Source organism: Nonomuraea spiralis (genome assembly GCF_014648435.1).
In the GTDB taxonomy this organism is placed as follows: Bacteria; Actinomycetota; Actinomycetes; order Streptosporangiales; family Streptosporangiaceae; genus Nonomuraea; species Nonomuraea spiralis.
In genome coordinates, this window is the sequence record NZ_BMRC01000003.1 from 554,949 (window position 1) to 570,680 (window position 15,732).

10 protein-coding genes and 1 tRNA gene are annotated in these 15,732 nt (G+C 66.3%); 8 read left to right on the forward strand and 3 right to left on the reverse strand.

The window, feature by feature from the left end:
* Positions 1–3 precede the first annotated feature (3 nt).
* From IEZ27_RS09945 to IEZ27_RS09955, 3 genes are all read left to right on the forward strand, one after another.
* Positions 4–975, forward strand: coding sequence for an inositol-3-phosphate synthase (locus tag IEZ27_RS09945; protein WP_189646906.1), 972 nt, complete (start codon positions 4–6; stop codon positions 973–975).
* 57 nt (positions 976–1,032) lie between these two features.
* Positions 1,033–1,833: an exodeoxyribonuclease III gene (locus IEZ27_RS09950; protein WP_189646907.1), complete on the forward strand. Its 801-nt coding sequence runs from the start codon at positions 1,033–1,035 to the stop codon at positions 1,831–1,833.
* Between the two features lie 84 nt (positions 1,834–1,917).
* Entirely contained in the window at positions 1,918–2,154 is a 237-nt protein-coding gene (locus IEZ27_RS09955; protein ID WP_189646908.1) for a hypothetical protein, read from the forward strand.
* Positions 2,155–2,306: 152 nt separating this feature from the next.
* Here IEZ27_RS09955 and IEZ27_RS09960 read toward each other — a convergent pair whose 3' ends face one another.
* Positions 2,307–3,242 carry a cobalamin biosynthesis protein gene (locus IEZ27_RS09960; protein ID WP_189646909.1) on the reverse strand — a complete coding sequence of 312 codons (936 nt, stop codon included), beginning with the start codon at positions 3,240–3,242 and terminating at the stop codon, positions 2,307–2,309.
* Complete coding sequence (locus IEZ27_RS53750; RefSeq protein ID WP_229823807.1) at positions 3,226–4,155, reverse strand: protein kinase family protein; 930 nt, start codon at positions 4,153–4,155, stop codon at positions 3,226–3,228. The genes IEZ27_RS09960 and IEZ27_RS53750 overlap by 17 nt, the downstream gene beginning before the upstream one ends.
* A gap of 402 nt (positions 4,156–4,557) precedes the next feature.
* Between IEZ27_RS53750 and IEZ27_RS09975 the strand changes: the two genes are divergently transcribed.
* Both IEZ27_RS09975 and IEZ27_RS09980 read left to right on the forward strand, forming a co-directional pair.
* Entirely contained in the window at positions 4,558–5,292 is a 735-nt protein-coding gene (locus tag IEZ27_RS09975; protein WP_189646910.1) for a ZIP family metal transporter, read from the forward strand.
* 54 nt (positions 5,293–5,346) lie between these two features.
* A tRNA-Arg gene (locus IEZ27_RS09980) sits at positions 5,347–5,420 on the forward strand.
* Positions 5,421–5,494: 74 nt separating this feature from the next.
* Here the strand turns inward: IEZ27_RS09980 and IEZ27_RS09985 are convergent.
* Positions 5,495–6,784: a tyrosine-type recombinase/integrase gene (locus IEZ27_RS09985; protein ID WP_189646911.1), complete on the reverse strand. Its 1,290-nt coding sequence runs from the start codon at positions 6,782–6,784 to the stop codon at positions 5,495–5,497.
* A gap of 429 nt (positions 6,785–7,213) precedes the next feature.
* On the opposite strand from IEZ27_RS09985, the gene IEZ27_RS09990 reads away from it, so the two are divergent.
* From IEZ27_RS09990 to IEZ27_RS55470, 3 genes are all read left to right on the forward strand, one after another.
* The gene (locus tag IEZ27_RS09990) at positions 7,214–13,852 is read left to right on the forward strand and encodes a polymorphic toxin-type HINT domain-containing protein (protein ID WP_189646912.1); all 6,639 of its coding nucleotides are present in this window, start codon (positions 7,214–7,216) and stop codon (positions 13,850–13,852) included.
* 26 nt (positions 13,853–13,878) lie between these two features.
* Positions 13,879–14,376 (forward strand): hypothetical protein, encoded by a 498-nt coding sequence (locus IEZ27_RS09995; protein ID WP_189646913.1) that lies wholly within the window; start codon positions 13,879–13,881, stop codon positions 14,374–14,376.
* A 326-nt stretch (positions 14,377–14,702) separates the two neighbouring features.
* Entirely contained in the window at positions 14,703–14,903 is a 201-nt protein-coding gene (locus IEZ27_RS55470; protein WP_446686147.1) for a helix-turn-helix domain-containing protein, read from the forward strand.
* Positions 14,904–15,732: the final 829 nt, after the last annotated feature.

Consider the following 15,732-nt stretch of genomic DNA (forward strand, 5'->3'; position numbering starts at 1 on the left):
CGCATGACAACCGTGAACGTCGCCCTGATCGGTGTTGGAAACTGCGCGTCGTCCCTCGTACAAGGGGTCGAGCACTACCGGGACGGCGACGCGCCCGGCCTGCTCAACCCCGTGTGCGCCGGCTACGCCGTCTCCGACGTGCGCTTCACCGCGGCCTTCGACGTCGGCCGCGCCAAGCTCGGCCTGGACCTGTCACAGGCGATCTGGGCCGAGCCGAACAACGCGCGCCGCTTCGCCGACGTGCCCCACCTGGGCGTGCCGGTGCGGGAGGGCGTCCTGGCCGACGGCGTGGGGGCGGGCTCGGCCGAGCTGGTCGACCCGAGCGGCGGCACCACCGTCGCCGACGTGGCCGCCCACCTGCGTGAGACCGGCTCGCACGTCGTGGTGAACTTCCTGCCCACCGGCGCCCAGCGTGCCACCGAGCTGTACGCCGAGGCCGCGGTCGAGGCCGGCTGCGCGTTCGTCAACTGCATGCCGGCCGTGCTCGCCCGTTCCGAACGGTGGCGCGACCGCTTCGCCGCGGCCGGGCTGCCGCTGCTCGGCGACGACCTGAAGAGCTCCTTCGGCGCCACCCTCGTGCACCGCGCCCTGGTCGACGCCCTGACCGCGAACGGCGTGCGCCTGACCGCCGGCCACCAGCTCCTCGCCGGGGGCAACATGGACTTCGCCAACCTCCAGGACCCGGCCAGGATGGCGGACAAGCGGGCCACCAAGACGACCGGCGCCGGCACCTCCATCCACGTCGGCGCCCAGTACCTGCCCTTCCTGGACGACCGCAAGATCGCGTTCATCCGGCTGGAGGGCGAGGGGTTCGGCGGTTCGCCGCTGGAGGTGGAGCTGCGCATGGTCGTGGAGGACTCGCCGAGCGCGGCGGGCAACGTCCTCGACGCCGTACGGCACGCCAGGGCCGCCCTCGACGCGGGCGGCGGCGGCTTCCTGCGGGAGATCTCGGCCTCTCTCATGAAGGCGGTCTGAACCGCCGGTCCGTGCCGCTCCCGGGCACGGACCGCCTGTCGGTGGCAGGCTGGGAGGATGCGTCTGGCGACCTGGAACGTGAACTCGGTCAAGGCACGGCTGCCGCGCCTGCTCGACTGGCTGGCCGGGACCGAGCCCGACATCGTCTGCCTTCAGGAGACCAAGTGTCCCGCGGAGTCGTTCCCCGTGGCGGAGGTGAGCGAGCTCGGCTACGCCGCCGCCGCCCACGGCGACGGCCGGTGGAACGGCGTCGCGGTGTTGTCGAGGGTGGGGCTGGAGGAGGTCACGCTGAGCTTCCCAGGCGAACCCGGCTTCGCCGAGCTCGACGGCGTGGGCGCCGCCCGTCCCGAGGCCCGCGCGCTCGGCGCGACCTGCGGCGGCCTGCGGGTCTGGTCCCTGTACGCGCCCAACGGCCGGGCGCTCGACTCCCCTCACTACGCCTACAAGCTGGCCTGGTTCGCCGCGCTGCGGGACGCGCTGGCCGAGGAGATGGGCACGCCGCTGGTGGCCTGCGGCGACTACAACGTGGCGCCGACCGACGCCGACGTCTGGGATCCCGCACTGTTCGTCGGCGCCACGCACGTCACCCCCGCCGAACGCCAGGCGCTCGCCGAGCTGCTGGATCTCGGGCTGCACGACGTGGTCCCGACGCCGATGAAGGGGCCGCACCCGTACACGTACTGGGATTATCGGGCCGGGATGTTCCACCAGAACAAGGGCATGCGAATCGACCTGGTGTACGCCTCCACCGACGTCGCGGAACGGGTCAGGAAGGCGTACGTCGACCGCGAGGCGCGCAAAGGGAAAGGGCCGTCCGATCACGCGCCCATCGTGGTGGATCTCGACCCGATTAATTAATCCCAAACAGCTGTGATGCGAGTATCGTAAGTGTCCACTGTGCGGGGGCATAGCTTCTTCAAGACCGACAAAGGGGGCCGTGTCGTGGAACCTGCCGATGGTCGTGTCATCCTCTTCGTCCTCATCGGGCTGGCATTGTTCGCACTCGGACGCCGCTTCCAGAACATGATCATGCTCAGGCAGGTCTGGAAGCAAACGCAAAGGCAGGTGACGGTCCGGCGGGAGACCGCGCACCACGCGGTGAAGGGTTTGGTCGGCGTCACCGCGGTCGCGGCATTCGTCATCTGGCTCGCGATCAATCTCAATCGGATAATGAGTTGACCGCCATTAGCTGATTACCGCGATCATCCTGGACGGCGGCGCAGGTTCCATGTGGTGAGCGCCGCTATCCGGGACGGCGGCGGCGCAGGCTTCATGTGGTGAGCGCCGCTATCCGGGACGGCGGCGGCGCAGGCTTCATGTGGTGAGCGCCGCTATCCGGGACGGCGGCGGCGCAGGCTCCATGCGGTGAGCACGGCGAGTCCTGCCGCGGCCAATCCGACCGCGCGGGTGAGGCGGGCGGCGCGCCGGATGTCCTTGACGTCCGGCTTGGGGCCGTCGCCCATCGTGGGACGGTGCTCGACCCTGCCGCCGTACACGTTCGTGCCGCCGAGGGTGACGCCGAGCGCGCCGGCGAAGGCGGCCTCGCACCTGCCCGCGTTCGGGCTGGGGTGGCGGTGGCCGTCCCGCCGCAGCACCCGCAGCGCCTTCGCGGGCGCGGGCGCCAGCGCCGCCGTCAGCAGCCCGGTCACCCGTGCCGGTACGTAGTTCGCCACGTCGTCCAGCCTGGCCGCCGCCCAGCCGAACCGTTCGTAGCGGGGGGAGTGGTGGCCGATCATGGCGTCCAGCGTGTTGACCGCCCGGTAGGCCAGCAATCCGGGAACGCCCGCCACCGCGCCCCAGAACAGCGGGGCCACCACGGCGTCGGAGGTGTTCTCCGCGAGCGACTCCACCGTCGCCCTGGCCAGCTCCGGCGCTTCCAGCCGGGAGGGGTCGCGGCCGCACAGGTGGGGGAGCCGGGCCCTGGCCCGCCGGAGATCGCCCTGCTCCAGGGCCTCGGCCATGTGCGTGCCCTCGCGGGCGAGGGTGGTGCCGCCGAGCACCGCCCAGGTGGCGAGCGCCGTCACCGCCGTACGGACGGTCCGGTCGCCGCTGTTCTGAGCCAGGACGCCGAGTGCGGTCGCGCCGCCGACGCAGATCCCAACATGCGCGACGCCGCGCCACCTCGTGTCGCCGTACGACGACTTCTCCAGCTTCGCCGCCGCCCGTCCGAAGAGGGCGACAGGATGGGCGGAGCTACGCGGGTCGCCAAGAACCTGGTCAAGCGCGACACCGAGGGCGAGACCTAGCGGGTCATACCAAATGCGCATGAAGCTCATCTTCGTGCACATCCAGCCAGGCCGCAGCCCGCCGGATACGCTGGCCCGCGCCGCCCGTCCACATCTTGGCCCAGTTGCCGCCCGCGGCCGCGCGGGTGCGCATGACGTCGTAGGAGCGGTGGAAGCGCAACCTGGACAGTTCGAGCAGGCGCCGCCGCTCGCGGGGCGGCAGGCCGTACGCGTCGCAGAACAGGCGGATCCGGGCACCGACGTCGACGTTGCGCTGGAGCGGATGACGGTCGACGGGGTCGGCGATCGGGGCCCAATGGCGCAGGGTGGTGACGATGTCGAACAGGCGGGTGGTCGGACGGGCCAGATCGAAGTCGATCAGCGCGCAGGGCGTGGCGGCGGGCGTGGCGGTGGGTGTGGCGGGGGGTTTGGCAGTGGGTGTGCCAGTGGGCGGCGGGATGAGCGTGGGCGGCGGGGCGGGCGTGGGCGGTGGGATGAGCGTGGGTGTGGTGGTGGGCTGGAGGTAGGTCGTCGTGGTGGCGTCCTGGCGGAAGACCACGTTGTCCGGCGTTAAATCGCAATGTCCGATGATCTCCGGCGCGCGGTCGTCGTTCGACCCGCCTTCCCACCCGCCTGCGGACAACGAGAACCCCGCCGTCGCGTCGTGGAACTCCCGTACCAGCACGGCCAGATCAGCCAGGAACGCATCGGTCGAACTCGCCGGCACCAACCCGCTCCGCCCAGGGACGTACGTGAGGATCTCGCGTCCTGACCCGTCCGTCCCCACGACCCGCGGCGCACCCCCGAACCCGGCTGACTCAAGGTGTCTGAGCAGGGCGTGCACGGCGGGCGTGGCCGGACCGACCGGCCTGCGCACCGTGTCACCGACGCGCACCACCCCGTCTGTCACGTCCCCGCCCTGCAGCGGAATCTCATGCAGGAGCGTCGCGACCATGCCACAACAGCTTAGCCCCATTTGCCCCACGCCCGCCTGCACTTTCCCTTCCCCCACCCGACCTCCCCGCCCCACCTGAACCCCCGCTTACGCGGCCCTCCGGTCTGTGTGGTCTTTCGGTCTGTGCGGCCCTTCGGTTGTGCGGTCCTTCGGCCCGTAGGCCCCGCCTCTACCTCACTCCCTTGCGTGACCTTCGCTGCACCAGCCCTACCTTTTGCGACGGGAAGCGGCGACGGGAAGCTGCGATGAGCAGCGGCGACGGGAAGCGGCGACGGGAAGCAGCGGCGGGAAGCAGCGGCGCTGAACAGCGGTAACGCGGACACAGACGGGCCGGATCCTCAAGACGCCAGGCCGAGTGTCGTACCACCCGCCCACCCCTCACCACCCCTAGCCTGAGGAACCGTGCCTATCCTGCTCTCCTTGGCGGCCTTCCTCATGACGCTGCTGGGCGGGCTGGTGGCCGACCGCGTCAAGAACAACCGCCACCTCGTCCTCGGCGCCGCCGCGGGCGTGATGCTCGGCGTGGTGGCCTTCGACCTCCTGCCGGAAGCTCTCACCCGGGACGCCGTCGAAGTCCTCGGCGTGCCCCTCCCGATGCTCATGTTCGCCCTGGCGTTCCTGGGCATCCACATCGTCGAACGCGCCATGGGCATGCACATCGCCCACGAGAGCGACTACGCCGTCCACCGCCACGCCCGCGCCGGCGTAGGCATCGCAGCGGGATCCGCCCTGGTCATCCACAGCTTCCTGGACGGCGCCGCCATCGGCGCCTCCTACCAGGCGGACGCCTCCCTCGCCGTGGCCGTGGCGATAGGTGTCATCGCGCACGACTTCACCGACGGCTTCAACACGTACACGATCACGTCTCTGTACGGAAACGCCCGCCGCCGCGCCCTCACCCTCCTGACCCTCGACGCCCTGGCCCCCGTACTGGGCGCCACCCTGACGTTCCTCATCGCCATCCCGCCCCACATCTTGACCGCCTACCTGGGGCTTTTCTCCGGTTTCCTCCTCTATCTGGCGACCTCCGACATCCTCCCGGAGGCCCACACGACCAGGCGTTCAACCGGCTGGACCCTCGCCGCAACGGTCTCAGGAACCCTGATCATGTGGGTGGTGATCGGTTTGTCGACCTGACACGACCAAAACGTGTGCGTGACAAGTCGCCGGATCATGCACAATAAGGCAGGAGCGCCCTTAGCTCAGCTGGATAGAGCACCGGACTTCTAATCCGACGGTCGCAGGTTCGAATCCTGCAGGGCGCGCTTCTCTACCTGCGGAAACTCCGATCGCGCCCATGCGCTGGGGCGGCATGGGGCAAATATGAGGCAATCCTGAGTCAGATGCTGAGCTGCCGCCCCAGTGCGGATGCGGCGTTCAGCACCAGCTCGGCTGTCTCGCGGGCTGCTTCGTGGGCCACTTCCGGTAGCACCGAGACGTAGGTGTCGGCGGTGAGCACGATGCTGGCGTGCCCCAGCATGGCCTGTACCACCTTCAGGTCGGTGTGCGCGGCCAGCGCCAGGGTGGCGGCGCCGTGGCGTAGGTCGTGCAGCCGGATCGGCGGCAGCCCGGAGGCGGCCACCAGCCGGCGGAACCGGCCGGTGAGATAGTCCGGCCGCAGCGGTGCGCCTGTCGCGGTGGTGAACACGTATCCCGAATCCTGCCAGTCGGCACCCGCCGCCGCGCTCAGCTCCTCCTGCCGCTCGCGGTGCCGTTTCAGCACCTGCACAGTTTCCCTATCCAGGGCCACTACCCGGTAGCTGGCGGCGCTCTTCGGCGGGCCGACCATGACCTGGCCGTCAGCGTGCACTCGCTGCTGGGCCACCGTCAGCTCTGCACCTTGCAGGTCGACGTCCGTCCAGCGTAGTCCGGCCAGCTCGCCCCGCCGCAGGCCGCGCAGCGCGGCCAGCCACCAGGCGGCATACAGGCCGTCCTCTGTCAGGTTGGCCAGGAACGACGCGAGCTGCTGCTCGGTCCACACCGCAATCGCTGGACGTTCTCCTGACTGCTGCCAGCGGGCTGCCCGCCCGGCGGTCCAGATCACCGGATGAGGTCGACGGGGATGAGGCAGTTCGGCTCCGTTGGCCGGGTTGACCGGGATCAGCCGGGCACGCACCGCCGCGTTCAGCGCGGTCCGCAAGGTGGCGTGGATCCGCACCATGGTGGCCGGAGACAACCGGCGGCCGGTCGGAGAAGGACGGGACGCCAGTACCGCGAGCAGTTCGTTGACGTCGCGCGAGGTGAGCTGGTGCAGCCGAATTCGCCCCAGGCGGGGGATGAGGTAGAGATGGATGTGCGTGGCGTAGCCCTGCCGGGTCGACGGACGGAGGGCGCCCTTGGTGGCCAGCCAGCGCGTCAGCCACTGCCCAAGGGTGCACCCGGCCCCTACGCCGTTGCGGTCGGCGGCGACCAAGGCTCGGCCTGCGCCCCGAGCTTCCTCAGCGTCGCCGTAACCACCTCGGCGGATGCGTTGGCGCTGTCCGTCCAGGTCGCGTACCTGCACTGCGAAATACCAGCTGCCGTGATCGTCATCTACCGGCAGACGCGGACACGTCAGGCCTCGCTGACGTCCCGTTTCCGCATCCACACAGCCACATCGCCTGCTGACCTGCACACGAGTCTTGGGCATCTGCCCCACCTCCACACTTACCGCGTGCGATGACAGACGCGCCAGCTAAGGCTCGCATTCGATCGGGGTGATCTCAGGTCACGTGTCCGCATTCATGGCGAAGTCACGGGCTCGGTGACTGCGAGCGGCTCTTCCCGACCCGCCCGCATCGCTCAATGTGATGCATGTCACATTTAAGTGTAGCGCAGCTAGAGAGTATCCCTGACGGGCGGGTTGACCAGCAGGCATGTCTGGCGGTGCTTACGAACCTCTGACTCTCTGTGTCGGGAAAGCGACGCTCCCGCCGTTGACCGATCTTCGGGCGTCGATCACATTCCAAGTGATCGTTTTATGTCTTCCTTAGGCATCTGAAGCCCCTCGTCCCAGGGGCTGCGTCAGCGTGCCGCGAAGGGGTGTCGGATGCACGGTCGGCGACTGCGGAATTGGTTCGTGGCCTTGGTGATGGGGCTGTCGGTGCTGCTGTTGATCTCCAGCGTCGGAGTACCGGAACGACTAGTTGATCAAGCCGCTGCAGCGGCACCTGACCCTGAACAATCGGTGGGTAGCAGGCCGATTCCTAAGAAGAAGACGGTCCAGGCGGCGGAGGAGTCGACGCCTAAGGTGAAGCCGGCCAAGCCCGTATGGCCCAAGCCAGGCAAGGCCGAGGTGAGCGTGCCGCCGGTGGGTGAGTTGGCCGAGGCCGGAGCGCTCCCGGTGAAGGTGGGACAGGTCCGGGGCGCTGCACTGGGCAAGGTGTCGGTGGAGGCCCTCTCACCGGACACCGCCCATGCGCTGGGCGGTGTTGGTGTGGCGGCGCGGCTGCTACGCGCTGATGGAGGGACAGCGCCTGGGAAGGCGCGCGCGGAGTTCTCCTACGCCGGGTTCCGGGACGGGGTCGGCGGCCAGTTCGTTTCCCGTCTGCAGGTGGTGCGCCTGCCCTTGTGCGTATTGCAGGTGCCGCGTCCGCGCACGTGTGTGGCGCGGCCTACGGTGGTTCCTTCGGTCAACGATCTGAAGTCCGGGACGTTGACTGCGGAGGTGGAGGTCGCTCCTGCCAATACCGGTGAGACGGCGGTAAAGGCGCCCGCCTTGGGCAAGGACCGTAAGGCCGATGCCGCTCGAGCCGTGGCGACGGTGCAGAAGGCCCAGTTGGCGGCGGGGTCGGTGTACCTGCTGGCAGGGGATCTGACAGGGCCGGACGGTAACTGGGGCGCCACCGATCTCAAGCCGGCGGGCACGTGGCAGGCAGGCACGTCGGGAGGCGGGTTCGACTACGACGTGCCGTTGCCGGAACCGCCTACGGCGGCAGGGGACGGGCCGGATCTGTCCTTGCAGTACGACGCCTCGTCGGTGGACGGGCAGGGGCGGTGGACCAACAACCAGTCCGGCGTGGTCGGGGTCGGCTGGGATCTGAATTCGGGCTTCATCGAGCGGCGCTATCGCCGATGTGCCGTATCGACGTACTACGACGACAACACCGCGGAACTAATCTGGATCGCCGAGGAGAGCAAGGCGGGCAGGGCGCTGTGCTGGGAGTCCCCGGACCAGACCGACGGGGACGCCGGCACCAACGACCTAACCCAGTCGGAACTGGTGTTGAGCGCGGGCGGCCGTTCGGCGCAGATCGTCAAGGACCGCAGCACAGGGGCGTGGAAGACGGTCCCGGACTTCGGGTGGAAGATCGAGCAGGTCGCTGGTGGCGCGGACGGCAACTCGTACTGGAAGATCACCAACCAGGAGGGGCAGGTCTGGCGGTTCGGCTACACCAAGGACGCCCAATGGCAGGTGCCGTACGTGGGCGACGAAAACGGCGAGCCCTGCTTCGACCGGTACTGGAACAACGCGATCCCTCCCACCTGCACCGGCGTGTGGCGATGGAACCTGGACCAGGAGGTCGACCGCAACGAGAACGTGATCGACTACTCCTACGCCCGGGAGACCAACTACTTCTGCCTGCCCTCCTGCGTCGACGAGACCTACAAGGTGCTTCCCTATGACCGAGGTGGCTTCCTGGCTTCGATGACGTGGGGGCACAACGCGCAGGTCAGCGGCAGCACGCCGACTGCGCGCACTACCTTCACCACCGCCGCTCGTGACGGCGACGACGTGCCCACCGACCTGCACTGTACGCAAGCCGTGGGCTGCACCAACGACGCCATCTCCTTCTATTCCACCCGGAAGCTGACCACGGTCTTGACCGAGTCGCGTAACCCCACCTCCGGGGTATGGGATCCGGTCGACCGGCTGGATCTCACCCACTCGTGGATGTACCAGCGCACCGACTCCGGACCGCCGTACGACTCCGTGATGTGGCTGGACACGGTACGCCAGACCGGACTGGCGGCCAGCCCGCAGGTCGCGCTGCCGCCGCTGGACTTCGACGCGGTGATGCTGGCCGGGAAGATGGACTACATCAGCGACTCCGACTGGCAGGACCAGGTGTCGTGGCGGATGGTGCCGCGTGTCGCGGCGATCGCCAACGGGATGGGCGGCCGGATCGAAGTCACGTACGGGCAGGCCGACCCCTGCGGCGGCGCGAAGGGCCGCGACGGCTCCAACTACCTCAATGACAAGGTCGGCGACTGCTACCAGGTCGACATGGGCAGCGACCCCGAGAATGGTTACGAGGCCTATACCCGCTACTACAAGCAACTGGCCACCAAGGTGGTCGAGCGCGACATGGTGGGCGGCTCACCGGACGTGGTCAACAGCTATGAGTTCCTGGGCAGCCCGCGCTGGGCCAAACCCATCCAGTTCGCCGAGCCAGGCCTGGCGCCCGACGGCTCGGACTGGCGCGGCTACGCCCAGGTGCGCACCATCCAAGGCTCGGGCAGCGACCCTTCCGGCTACACCGTCACCACCCGCACTTTCCTGCGCGGCTCCGAGTTGACCGTCACCGACTTCGACGGCGGCACGATGACCGACGCGCCCGTGCTCCAGGGAGAGGTGCTTCAGGAACAGACGTGGCAGATGACCTCGCTGAGCCCACGTGCCTACACCGAGGTTGACTCCATGCGCTGGGAATACAAGATCACCAAGACGGGTGAGGGGCCCGGCACGATGGACCCGGCCTTCGTCCTGCAGGCTCGGGAACGCTCGCGGCAGAAGATGGCCGACGGCACCTGGCGCTACACCGACGAGAAGACCGAGCCCAACGCCGACGGTCTGCCCTGGAAGGTCAATGACTACGGCCAGGACGGCGTAGCCGGCGACAACTCCTGCACCAAGATCACCTACGCTCGTAACGCCGACCCGGGTCAATGGCTGGTCGACTTCCCGTCAGTGGAAGAGAGGCACTCGGGTGATGACTGCGACGCCGGCCCTCTGATCAGTAAGACCATCACCCTGTACGACCAGGGCACCGACCCGGCCACCAACAAACCCAGCGACGGCAACCCCACCGAGGTCCGCTCCTACGCCGACGCCACGACGATCTCCAGCGCCAAGGCCACGTTCGATGATTACGGGCGGCAGTTGACCGCGACCGACCCACTCGGCAAGACCACAACCACCGCCTACACACCTGCTGTCGGCTGGCCGAAGGACGGCATCACTGTCAAGAACGCGCTTGGCCATATCAGCACCACGTGGTTCTCGCACGTCCTGGGTGAGCCGGTCAAGACCGTCGATGCCAACAACAAGACGACAGAGATGGACTACGACGGGCTCGGCCGCACCACTGCCTTGTGGAAGCCAGGTCAGCCTCGCGCCGGAGGCACCGCAAGCGCTACGGCCATCTACGACATCCCCTTCAACGGCGGACTCGGCCAGCCCACCGCGCCGATCAAGACCACCGTCAAGCAACTGCTGACCGGTAGTGGCACCAGCGCCAAATGGATGACCAAGCACAGCTTCGAAGACGGTCTGGGCCGCGCCCGCGAATCCCAGACCGATTCCCCAAGTGGCGGCCGGATCGTCATCGCCACCACCTACGATCCACGCGGCCTGACCGAGGCGGTCTCGGAACCGGTCTACAACACCGGGCAGCCCGGCAACGGGCTCCTCAATCCGGCCCTGGCCACCCTGCCGCAGTGGACCAAGACCGTCTACGACGGCCTGGAACGACAAGTGGCCTCCATCGCGTATCACGAAGGCACCGAACTGCGGCGGACGACCACCGCCTACCCCGGCAGGGAACGCACCGAGGTCACGCCGCCCGTGGGAGGCAAGACCGTCACCGTCGCTGACGCCTTCGATCGCGTTGCCAAGGTCGAGGAGTGGTCCGACGGCACCACCCACGCCGACACCACTTACACCTACGACCTCAACGACAACCTGACCAGCATGACGGACGCCAACGGCAACGTCCGCACCTACACCTACGACTGGCAAAACCGCCGCACCGCCAATGCCGACCCCGACGCCGGCAACTCCACCTATGGCTACGACCTGGCCGGTCATCAGATTTGGAGCATCGACGGCAAGAGCCAGAAAACTTCCATCACCTACGACGACCTCGGGCGCCGCAGAGTCCTCTGGGCGGGCGAGCCGACCACCGGCACCAAGCTCACCGAATGGACCTACGACACCGTCGCAAACGGTCAGCCTGGAGCCGCCATCAGCTACGCCGGCGGGCAGGCCTACACACAAACGGTCACCAAGTACGACAGCGAGTACCGCGTCACGGAGAGCAAGGTAACCGTCCCTGCGAACGAAGACCCGCTCGACGACGAGTACGTCTTCACCTCTGCCTACGACGCCGCAGGCAACCTCCGCGAGCGGACTTTGCCTGCAGCCGGCGGTCTACCCCAGGAAACGCTCACCCACAGCTATACCGATCTTGGCTTCACCAAGGGGCTGGCCTCCAATCTGGGTGGCTTCACCTACATCCAGGACACCACCTTCACCCCCACCGGCAAGCTCGCCACCCGTGCACTCGGGGCCACCGGCAAGATCAAGCGCGCCCTCGAACGCGACACCACCACCGACTGGCTCTCGCGCGTCAGTACCCAGACCAAGGCCGACACCAGCAGCCCCGACACCATCCAAGACGACCGCTACAGCTACAACATTGCCGGAAACATCACCCGAGTCCTGGACGCCGCCTCGGCCATCCCCGGCACCACTGATGGCCAGTCCGAATGCTTCACCTACGACGGTCTGCTCCGGCTCAAGACCGCATACACCACCACCACGAGCTCCTGCACTGGCAGCGGCGACGCCAAGGGCCTGGACCCATACAGCCAGTCCTACACCTACGACAAGGTCGGCAACATCACCGGCCTGACCGACAACGGCCAGACCGCCACCTACACCTACCCCGCTCCCGGGTCGACGGCGGTCCGTCCTAATGCGGTCACCGCCATCACGCGCGCTACCGGCACCGACACTTACGCATACGACGGCAATGGGCAACTTGCCGCCCGCACGGTAGGGGGCAACCAAGGCACCTTCGACTGGAACGAGCGCGGAGAGCTGGCCAAGGCCACGATCAACGGCCAGCAGACCAGCATGGTCTACGACGCCTCCGGCCAACGCCTCATTCGCCGCGATCCGGACGGCAGTACCACGCTCTACCTCGGCGCGATCGAGCTGCGACTGGCCAACGGCCAAGTCACCGCTAAGCGGTACTACAGCAGCGCCGACGGTGACCTGGTCGCCATGCGCGACACCAGTGGTGTGACCTGGATGCTCGCCGGTACGCACGGCAGCACACAGATCGCCGTCAACGACACCACCGGCAACGTCAGTCGCGAGCGCTACCTGCCCTACGGCCAGCGCCGTGGCGGCGATGACCTTCCCTTCACCGACCGAGGCTTCCTCGGCAAGGTCGAAGACGCCTCCACCGGTCTGTCCTACCTGGGCGCGCGCTACTACGACCCGTCCATCGCCAAGTTCATCTCCACAGACCCAGAACTTGACCTACGCACTCCCGAATGGGCCAACGCCTACTCCTACGCCGCAAACAACCCCATCGACCAATCGGACCCCGACGGCCGTCGCGTCGACGCCGGCGGTGGCACCGATCCCGACGCGAGCCGCAAAGCCAACGCTACCTTCGCCAAAACCCACAACCCCAACGGTGCCAAGAAAACCGCATACGAAAGAAAGGTTCACAAGCAGCGGCACAAGCAGTACGAAAAGGATCGTCGGCGAGAGCAGTGGATTCGCGACAACTATGCCGAAAATCGCAGGCGCGCTCTTAGGAAGCAAGAAGACCTCGACGACAACAACGTCTTGATGAACGGCCCTCTCTGGGATAAGGAGCCCGCCGGCAGCCCGGCCAAGGTGCGCACTCCTCTCTGGCAATACAAGATCAAGCCGCCCAACCGTAGCATCAAGCCCTTCGTCTCCACGACTAAACCCTGTAGTAGTTTCATTCCCGGCACCAAGGTTCTAATGGCGGACGGAACCGCAAAGCGCATCGAGGATGTCCGAATTGGCGACATGGTCCTCGCAAGCGATCCGAAGACGGGTCGGAAATATTCCAAGCGCGTTGCGGGCCTTGTCAACAGTCGAGGGATAAAAAACCTGGTCCGGATCACCGTCGGAAACGGCAGCGACAAGGCTGATGCGATTACAGCAACCGAAGCGCACCCCTTCTGGTCGCCCGATCTAAAGCAATGGATAGATGCAGGGAGGATACAGCCGGGCGCATTGCTGCAAACCAGTGCAGGATCTTATGTCCAGGTCGCGGCCGTTTCTAAGTGGACGGATCAGGACCAGACGGTCTATAATCTCTCAATTGCAGATATTCACACATATCACGTCAATTTTAGAGGTATTCTCGTCCACAACAGCAATCCCTGCTCAAAGACGCTGGGGGAGAATCTCGAGAAGGCCGGGCAAAAAGGTCAAAGCGGGGAAGCTGCTCATCACATCGTAGCAGGAACCGACAAGCGTGCTGATCCTGCCAGAAAGATACTCGACAGATTCGGGATCGATATCAATGACGCTGCTAATGGTGTATGGCTGCCTGGAGGTTCGAAGAAGCCCAATCCCGGGGGCGCGATTCCTCACTCCAGAGTGCATACCAATAGTTACTACGACTCCGTCAATGACGCCTTAGGCATGGCGCAGACGAAGGACGAGGCGATGGATATCCTTGGCCAGCTGAGACGTGAACTGCGGGACGGGCTGCTAGGGTAGTATGTCTCTCGGCAAGGAGGAGTGGAATGCGTAAGGGTGAATGGGAGGAATGGCTTGCCTCCCTTCCTCGAGAAAGCCAGACGGGGGCCCAGCGAATGCTGGATAAGCTCATCGCTGCCGGAGCTGCTGGAGACCTCCATGGAGTAGTGATGAGCGATCTGGAGGGAGGTGCTCCCGAGTTTGCGCGATTCATTCTTCTTAGGCGAATATGGATCGACCTAATTCGGGAATGGGGGCAGAACGACAGTCTGGTTAGACTTCGAACGGTCGAGCGTCTTGTCGATCAAGGAGCAGAGCTAGACGACATTTCTCGCCTGGCCCAGGCGATAGCGTATGAGACAGCATTTGGCATTCTTTACCTGCTGGATCTGGGTCAAGACTCGGAAATGGGCGACACGTCGGGGTGGCGCCTTGTCGAGACCGACTCCAATGGAAACGCTACGGGGCGTTCGATAAATGGCCTACATGAAAGCCTTCTCGGAGTCGATCCAACTGAGGCCGAGGGAATGGATTTTTTGGATTGAGGTGATCTTGCTGCTGGATTTCCTCGGTCGTGATTCCGGCACCGTTCTGGACGACGTCGTCCATGGAGAAGGTGTCGGTATTGGAGCACGCGCCGAGCGCACAGGCTCAATCGACATAGTTCGGGTGCGGTCTGGTGTGTAGGGACTTCCCTCATCAATGTGGACACCGATTTCAGGCAGCAGGCCTCAGGATTTCTTTTGTCTTTTCGTGGGCGATCGGGCTGAGATGCAGAGGTTGAAAGACTGAGGTATCACCTCGCGCGGTTGCGTACTTACGGCTAGGTTCGGGAGTATGCCGGAGAGACCGTTATCCAGATGGTGGTGGTCTGACCCCGGCGGCGCGAGCCAAGCGTGAACAGGTCCGCTTAGAGGCTGGCGGGCTGTTCGCGGCTGGCATGTCGCCGCCTCAGGTGGCCAAGTGTCTGCGGGTCTTGCGCAAGTCCGCCTTTGTCTGGCACCAGGCCTGGCGCACGCCAGGAGCCGAGGCGCTGGTGCCAGGGGGTCGGGCGGCCAGCACTGCCGGCTGAACGCCGCGCAGGTGGAGCGGTTGGAGGCCGCCTTGGACGCCGGTCCGGCCGTGGGTGGAGCGAGGGTCAGCGGTGGACCCTGGCCCCGGGTCACGGTGCTGGTCGGCCGATTGTTCCACGTCTCCTACACCCCGCGCGGGATCTCCTACCTGTTGCACCGGCTGGGCTGAGGCCCGCAGCCCCCAGCGCCGCGCCGCTGAACGTGACGAAAGAGGCGACCGCCACCTGGGTGAAGGACACCTGGCCGCTGGCGGAACAACGGCGCGGGATCAGGATGCCTGGATCTGCTTCGTCGACGAAGCATGACAATCGCTGAGGCCGCCCAAAGCTCGCATCTGATCCCGCCGTGGCTGCACTCGGACTTCACCGCCTCCGGTAAAGGCCCCGGGCGCGTCAACCTGGCCGCTGCCCTCTCAAGCCCTCTGCCTCCGGTGAGACCTCAAATCCCGATCAAGTTCGAAGAGCCCCCATAACCAGGAACACTAGGTGAATCAGGACACTAGGATCAAGCGCAGCAAATCATCTCCCCGCACTTGTCTGGTCTCGGCCAGCGGGTGCCATCGTCCTCCTGGCTTCTGACCCCTGTCAGCGTGCGAATATCCCGGACGGTTGTTCAGGATGTCATCAGCGGCTGGTGAGTCTTCCGTTCTGCTGTGCGAAGCAAGTGACGGGTGTGTCACGCTGCTGGTTCGGCAGGAGCGCAACCGAGCTCGCCGTCGGGTGGCCGTAGCGACCGGCGCAGAGGGAACGCTGAATGATCTTTCTTGAGTGTCACTGCTTCCGGGCAACCTGTTACGAACAGCGTTGCTCTCGTATTGATATGGAGGTG